At 66.1% G+C, this 6,854-nt stretch carries 8 protein-coding genes; 3 read left to right on the forward strand and 5 right to left on the reverse strand.

Annotation, left to right across the window (positions count from 1 at the left end):
- On the forward strand, positions 1–505 hold a 505-nt coding region (locus ADK67_RS06990), incomplete at its 5' end, for a transposase (RefSeq protein ID WP_197289320.1).
- Between the two features lie 366 nt (positions 506–871).
- On the forward strand, positions 872–1,630 hold the full coding sequence (locus tag ADK67_RS50525) for an SAVMC3_10250 family protein (RefSeq protein WP_157619980.1): 759 nt from the start codon (positions 872–874) through the stop codon (positions 1,628–1,630).
- A 145-nt stretch (positions 1,631–1,775) separates the two neighbouring features.
- Here the strand turns inward: ADK67_RS50525 and ADK67_RS06995 are convergent, their stop codons facing one another.
- The 5 genes from ADK67_RS06995 to ADK67_RS07015 form a co-directional block, all read right to left on the reverse strand.
- Positions 1,776–2,045 carry a hypothetical protein gene (locus ADK67_RS06995; RefSeq protein ID WP_063797523.1) on the reverse strand — a complete coding sequence of 90 codons (270 nt, stop codon included), beginning with the start codon at positions 2,043–2,045 and terminating at the stop codon, positions 1,776–1,778.
- Between the two features lie 479 nt (positions 2,046–2,524).
- Entirely contained in the window at positions 2,525–3,601 is a 1,077-nt protein-coding gene (locus ADK67_RS52255; protein WP_331459249.1) for a site-specific integrase, read from the reverse strand.
- On the reverse strand, positions 3,490–5,016 hold the full coding sequence (locus ADK67_RS53420) for a hypothetical protein (RefSeq protein ID WP_231648055.1): 1,527 nt from the start codon (positions 5,014–5,016) through the stop codon (positions 3,490–3,492). Before ADK67_RS53420 ends, ADK67_RS52255 begins: the two co-directional genes overlap by 112 nt.
- Positions 5,013–6,137: a tyrosine-type recombinase/integrase gene (locus ADK67_RS07010; RefSeq protein WP_231648056.1), complete on the reverse strand. Its 1,125-nt coding sequence runs from the start codon at positions 6,135–6,137 to the stop codon at positions 5,013–5,015. Before ADK67_RS07010 ends, ADK67_RS53420 begins: the two co-directional genes overlap by 4 nt.
- Positions 6,138–6,265: 128 nt before the next feature.
- Positions 6,266–6,643, reverse strand: a complete 378-nt coding sequence (locus ADK67_RS07015) for a tyrosine-type recombinase/integrase (RefSeq protein ID WP_053715575.1) — start codon at positions 6,641–6,643, stop codon at positions 6,266–6,268.
- Here ADK67_RS07015 and ADK67_RS53425 point away from each other — a divergent pair.
- Positions 6,624–6,854: hypothetical protein (locus ADK67_RS53425; protein ID WP_231648057.1), on the forward strand; the 231-nt coding region annotated here is incomplete at its 3' end. The genes ADK67_RS07015 and ADK67_RS53425 overlap by 20 nt on opposite strands.

A 6,854-nucleotide genomic window follows, 5' to 3' on the forward strand; every position in this document is an offset into this window, starting at 1 on the left:
TGCGGCCCGTCATCTGGGCGGCAGCGTGGCGGCCGGGCTCGTCATGCCGGCGGTGATAACGGCTCCGTTCACGATGGTGCTGGCGCTTGCCGTGTGGGGGTTCTTCGGGGCTACGGCCGTCTGGTACACGGTGCTTGTGCTGGTGGGCATGCTGGTCGTGCTCGGGCTGGTGCTGTCGGTGGACAACGGGGCCTCCCACCGCAACTGGGCCGCCGCGGCCCGGATGAACGACGCCTTCCCCAACGCCCACATGATCCACTTACCGGCACACGCCTCGTGGTTGAACCAGGTGGAAATCTACTTCTCCGCCGTGCGGCGTAAAGCGCTCACCCCGGACGACTTCGGCGACCTCGACGAAGTCTCCGAACGGCTGCTGTCCTTCCAAGAGCACTACAACGCCACCGCCCAGCCCTTCGACTGGACCTTCACCCGCCACGACCTCAACCGGCTGCTCACACGGATCGGCCGCCATGACCGCCACGCCCCACAACCACGGACAGCATGATCATCCCCGACGAACTAACGGTCGCAACCACTCGTCGCGGATGCGGGTAGCCCAGCAGGTCTCGTGCGGCTCGTTTGAGTGGGTTGATCTTGTATTCGCTCGTGCTTATCTGCACTTGGGGCTGACTGGCGCTCGGGGTGTCATCCTGGCTTCTCCTGCTGGTCAGCGGCATGCCAGAGGGCTGGGTGCCGGGGTCGATGGCGCGATGGGCCCGTCTGGCTCTGGGGCTTCGCGCTCGGCTTCGCCCGAAGTCCGAGCGGCATGTCGATGCCCCGATCTCCGATCCAGCCTGCGGCACTCGCGCGCGGCTATCCTTGACACGAGTCCGGCGGTATGCCTCCTTGCGCGGCTTTGAAAGGGATGTCAATGCGCGATCTCCTGTATCTCTCGGAGAACAAAATGCGGGTCCTCAGTCCGCAGGTGCCACAGCAACTGCGGAAGAAGATCGGCTTCGAGACAGGGGTAAACGTTGGGTTTGCCTCGTTCAAGACCTCGCTCCCTAGCGAGCCCTCTAAATCATTGGTGACCATGCTGGACTCGGTCATCGAGATGATCGAGCAGGAACGGACGGTCAAGTGGTTCACGGAGGCGAACCTGCAGTCAGGTGACTGGGTCCAGTTCGAGGACGAGTTCTTCTACGGTGACGCAGCTTCTGGAAGAATAAAATCCGAACCAGTTGCGGACACTGGACTGGTGTATTTCGCCGCCCAGCGACCCCCTCATTGGAACACCTCTCGTGGTGGACCCGCCCGAACCCCTTTCGTGCTGGTGGGCTCATCTGCGAACGTCTTGGACCGCTGGCAACCGCCCGACTCGCACGTCAAAGCGGTGGGCGCCTATTACATGGAGGCCGTGCTAGCGTACGCGGAGCGTCTCGCCGAACTGCCAGACGAGGCCACAGAGAGCGAATTAGCAGTTCCGGGCCACGGCGGCCACGCCCTCGTGGAAGCCCTCCGCTATCTGACTCCCATCACACAATCAGTTCGGCCGCATTCCGGTTGGGCAGCAGGACCGGTGACCATTAAAGGGCATGCTCGGGTCTTGGCAGCAGAGAAGGATAAAGTCTTGAGTCCCGCCGTTCTCGCCACTCCCCTTTACATTGAATACGCATCGATCGAGGACTGATCGATCACACTGTGGCCGATTTTATCTGTTACCTCTCGCCCCTCAGGTTCTACATTTAGACCGGACGCGCGAATCGCCGAACTCGATACAGATTAGCGTAATCCGCTTCCCCTGGAAGGCCTAGTACCTCGTTACCGATGCCTATTCACGTTACGACTGGTCGGACGCTGGGGGTTGTCATTGGAGCTTCCCGAAGGTCAGCGGCCCGCGTGAGGGCCGGGATACCGAGGGCGACGGTAGGTCGCCGGAGCCGACGTCGGGTGTCGTCGCGTTTGGCTCGCAGGAAGGTCAGGGTCATATCGATGCCCTCGATCTCACCGGCCCAGCCTTCGGCCTCGGCACGGGTGCGGCGGTCGACCAGGTCGGTTTCGAGTTCGTCGAGCCGGGCGAGCATCTTGGGGTTGACGTGCAGCATCGGGCAGCGGATGCAGGCTTCTCTGAACTAGCGTCGGTGCACTTTAACGACGACCACAGGTCGTCCGAGATCGGAAGACCGAGCTGTCGGGGGCATGTAAGGATGTTGTGGGAGGTCAGATGGAGCCACAAGCGCGGCGCAGGTACGACGTCGTTCACTGCTCGGTGGTCGGCCATGCGCGGTACGGGCTTCTGGTCGAATCCGAGGACGGCGAGCACGGATTCGTGGACAGCTCGTACATCACGGACAAGCCGGGCGAGCCGTGGCCTGCGGTGGGTGGGCGGTTGCGGTGCGTGGTCTTGGGCTATACGGAGGAAGGCAGGCTCCGAGTCGCGGCGACGCCCCTGTTCGTCGAGATGGTGGCCGCAGCAGACGACCCTGTCACGGCAGTGGATGAGTGGAGTCTGCTGACAGGTAGAGGGCGACGGCACGAGTGAAGTGTCCGCCTTCCGCCCGGCATACCAGTGCGTTGTGTGTCGTCAGCTCTGCGGTGATGTGGATGTTGTTCGACCGGCGAGTGAGGTGAAGGCGGGCATGCCGAGCGCGACCGCGCCGGTGGGGCGTTGGAGCGCGGTGTCGATCTGGGCGATCTTGTCTTTGGCTCCCGTCAGGCTGACTTGTAGTCCCTCGACTTCCCCGAGCCATCCTTCGCGCTTGGCCTCGATAATACGAGCCTTCAGATTGTCGCGGATCTCCTCCAACCGTGGTCGTTGCGCCGGGTCGGGCCGCAGTAGTGAACATCTGACGCAAGCATGCTCATGGACGCAAGGTGATCCGAATGCTCGTGCGCAGGTCCCGACAGACACCTTCCTTTTCTCGAAGTGTGCGAGGAAGGAGTCCCATTCTTGATCGGTCGGGGTCCGGTATTCTTCGCTGGGTCGGGTCGTCCGTCGGCGGGCGATGAACGCCCGGTGTGCTTCGATCGCCTCGGCGGGATAGACGGCCTTGTAGCCCATTGTCGTGTCGATGGATTTGTGTCCGCAGATGACTTGGGCGATGTGGGGCGGCAGGCCGCTCATGATGGCGTCCGTGACGAAGATTCTCCGGAAATCGTGGGGTGAGAACATGAGCGGGTCGCCGCCGGCGTCGGTGAGGCCGGTTGCTGCGAGCGCGTTGATCAGCAGTTTGCGGATCGCGGTAGGCGTGAATGGCCGGTTCTCGCTGCCGATGGAGCGTTGGAACAGCAGCGGCATCGGTGGGTTCCAGACTCTCTCCCGGATGTCGTAGGACGCCACGAGCGGTATCGCGCCGTTGGGCGCACGCAGCCGGTTGACCATGGCGCTGAGGACGTCCGTGAGCTCGGGGCTGACGAGTAGAAGTCGCTCCGTGTCGGTCTTCGACGGGGCGATCTGCAGCAACGGCACGAGCTCGCCGGTGGAGGGCAGCCGGTATTCGGTGATGCTGTGGTGGCTCAGCTCCAGCATCTCCTCGCAGCGGATCCCTGTCAGCCGCAGGACTTCGATGGTCGAGAAGGACCAGAACGCCTCCTCATCCTCATAGGACAGATTGCGCCGCTTGCCGGTGGCCGTTTCCTCGGCCCAGACATGCCGGCCGATGGACGTGGGGGCGATTGCCCTGCGCAGCGCGCCGTCGGTGCTGGGGATCGGTTCTCCGGGCTGGGTGCCCTGGGCCGCCCGCAGCCGTCGCTCCGAGGTGAGGCGGCGTTCGTGGGCCGTTCGTCCAGAACGGGCAGGACGGGCAGCCGCTCGCGGGTGCGCTGGTCCATGCGGGCCTTGCGGTGCTTGAGCTCCTTGGCGCGGCCGATCTCGGCGTCACTGATCGGGCAGGGCACGGCCCACGGCGCCCAGCGGCCTGGGTCGTCGACGGCCCATTGGGCGATGTCCAGATAGAAGGCCCGCACCCGGAGCAACTCGTCCTTGGCGTTGATACGGGGGCTGGAGATCTCGATCTGCTCGCCGGCGGCGTTGGTGGTGATGCGTTTCTTCGTGCTCAGGTCCTCCTTCCATGCCCGAGTCGTCTCCGGTGGCAGGCGCAGCGTGTCGATGCCCGGCGAGAGGTCCTCGATCCGGGCCCAGAACAGGCCGGCCAGGGTCCGGGAGACCGCGTCGATACTGGCGAAGTCCAGAGACGGCTGCCGTTCCCGCAGATAGTCCACGATCAGGTCACGGATCGGTCGACACCGGAGCGGATAGCGGTCCACCAGCTCTTCGATGCTCAGCTGGCCCGCCGCCAGCCCGAAGGCGCGGATCGTGTGGGGTGCGTCCTCGGGAAAGATGCCCAGAGCGCGCAGCCGCAGGTAGAAGTCGACCTTCTTCTGGCCGCCGCGCACGTGCACGAGGCGTTGCGTGTCGGCCAACTCGACGCAGTCGCCGACGGTGATGTCGGTGACCAGGCCGCCCTTGCAGGCCAGCAGTGTCGCGGCCCTGCTCGCGGCGATCCGCGCGTCCAGGGCGGAACCCGCCGGCCCGGCGTCGGCCAGCCGGCGCAGCCGGGCGAACCCGTCGGGGTCCCTGGTCTGCTCCATCGCGGTCGCGAGGTGGCGGTGTCTGCGGGTGAGCATCCATGGCAGGCCGGGGCGGATGACGTCGCCGCAGATCAGCATCAACAGGCCCGAGGACAGGTCCTCCGGGTCGTAGGAGGCGGACTCGCCGCGCTCACGCAGCCACTCCAGTGGAAGTTCCACCCAGGTGGCACCGGGACGGTCCTCGGCTCCGCCGGCCAGCCAGCGCTCCTGCCAGGTGTTGCCGGGCTGGGAGGACAGCCAGCGCAGCAGCTTGGCGACCCCGCGGCGTCGCCCCGCCCGAGTCGCCTTGATCTCGGGGAGAAACGGCGGGGACGTCAGCCTCCGGAGCGTTTCCTCCGACGTCTGCGCGGTATGAGGCCACTGCTGTTGGGCTGGGCGAGGAGGAAAACGTTCCCGTAGCTGCGTGTTCCTCGCCCGCGCCTGGGCCTCGGTGGCGTTGGCCACGGCCAGTGGCTTGCGGGCGGTGTGCTTGGCGGTGGTCGTCACAAGGGCCTCCCGAACAGCACGCTCAACGACTCCGGGTCATAGCCCGGCACCGGGGGCGGCGGGACCGGCTCGGCACGCCGCTCGGCCTGGCGGGCGTGATGGGCCAGCACTCCCGCCACGACTTCCTCCTTGGTAGGAGTCAGATACAGCTCCGTAGTGGTCAGATGCGCGTGGCCCAGGACCCACTGCACGTCGCTCAACGTCAGCTGCGGGTCGCGGGCCATCCGCGTCGCCGCGCTGTGGCGCAGGTCGTGCAGGGTCCAATCGGCGCCGAGAACGACGTTGGCCCGCTCGAACATGCGGTGGGCGGCGTGATAGGCCAGCGGCCGGTGAGGACGGCGCAGGGTCCACCACAGTGGTTGGGTCCGGCCACGCGGCACCTTGCCGCGCAGGTCCTCCTGATACAGCCTCAGCCACACGAACGCGTCCGTCGACGCCGGCACCTGCTGCGCCGCGCGGGATCCCTTGCGCAGCACCGTGATCAGCTGCTGACCGGGTTCGACATCGCAATGGCGCACCCCGAGCAGCTCTGAGGCCCGCACCCCGGTGGAGACCCAGAACGCCACCAGTGCCCTGTCCCGGTTCGACGACAGGGCGGCGAACAGTTCGTTGAACCGGTCGTCCGGGATCGCCCGGGGAATCCGCCGCGGCACACTCGGTCGGTAGCGGCCCGTGCGCTCGTGTTTCCACTCGTCCATCGGGTTGTGGTGGGCGTGCGCCCGCCGCGCCCGGCGGGAGGCGTCCAGCGGGAATGGGTTGAGGATCGGGCCGGTGCCCGCGTCGCGGTGGAAGTCGTAGAAGCCACGCAGGACCGTTTCGCTGTGGGCGACGGTGGCCGGTGCGTATCCGTCCCGAAGCGCGGGCTTGCCGGTCACCGGATTGGGGGCGCCCACCGTCTTGGCCGTCGGGCTCCCGTTTCGGGGCTCGGGATTCTGCTTGCGTTGCTTGACCGCGAGTTGGATCCAGCAGCTGAAGTCCCGCGCCTCAAGCCGGGTCGCCCTGTCCCAGCCGACGTCCACCGCGTGCAGGAATCGCCACCACCTCAACAGATCCATGCCGTACGAGCGCAGCGTCGCCACCGACCTCCCAGCAGCCAGCAGCTCTCGCAGGAACCCGGCCACCGGAGCAACTGGAGCCCCATCGGCGCCGAGCAATCGGTAGGGCTCCCACCTGTCGCCCGTGGAGATGAGCTGCCCAGTACGGGGCACAACAAGGCAAGACAGGTCCCTGTCCGCCTTCGCCGATTCGATCACGCGGGCAAGCTATCGGCCCTGCCAGTGGACAGGGTCAGGAGCTGCCCAAACTCGGCAGTTAGTTCAGTCAACGGGGCGTGTTCGTGCTGGCAGGGCGTTCCGTAGGGGCGTCCGCAGGAGCCGAGTTCGACCTTGCGCTTGTCGAAGTGTTCGTCGAACTCGGCCAATTCCTCGTTGGTGGCGTCGCGGTATTCCTCGATCGGGCGGAGTTCGCGGCGGTAGTTGAGGAAGGCGACGTAGTGGCGGACGATGTCCTCGTCGAAGACGGCGACGTAGCCGCGGGTGGTCTGGATGTTGAGGTGGCCGAGCAGGGCTGCGCCGATGTGGATGGGCAGGCCGCTGTTGACCAGCTCGGTGGCGAAGAGGCTGCACACCGGTGCCACCTTCGGTCCGCACGTCGCCGCGGCGCTGTCCGGCGTCCCGGTCGTCGAAGCGAGGAGGTCGCTGGACGAGTTGGCGTCGGTGCGGTTGATCGAGCAGGTGGCACACGACCGATACACACGGCACGACCTGCTCAACGCGTACAGCGTCGAACGACTGCTCCAGGACGAGCCCGGGCCTGACCGTGAGTCGGCGACGCGACGC

The sequence above is a fragment of the Saccharothrix sp. NRRL B-16348 genome (genome assembly GCF_001280085.1).
Lineage (GTDB): Bacteria > Actinomycetota > Actinomycetes > Mycobacteriales > Pseudonocardiaceae > Actinosynnema.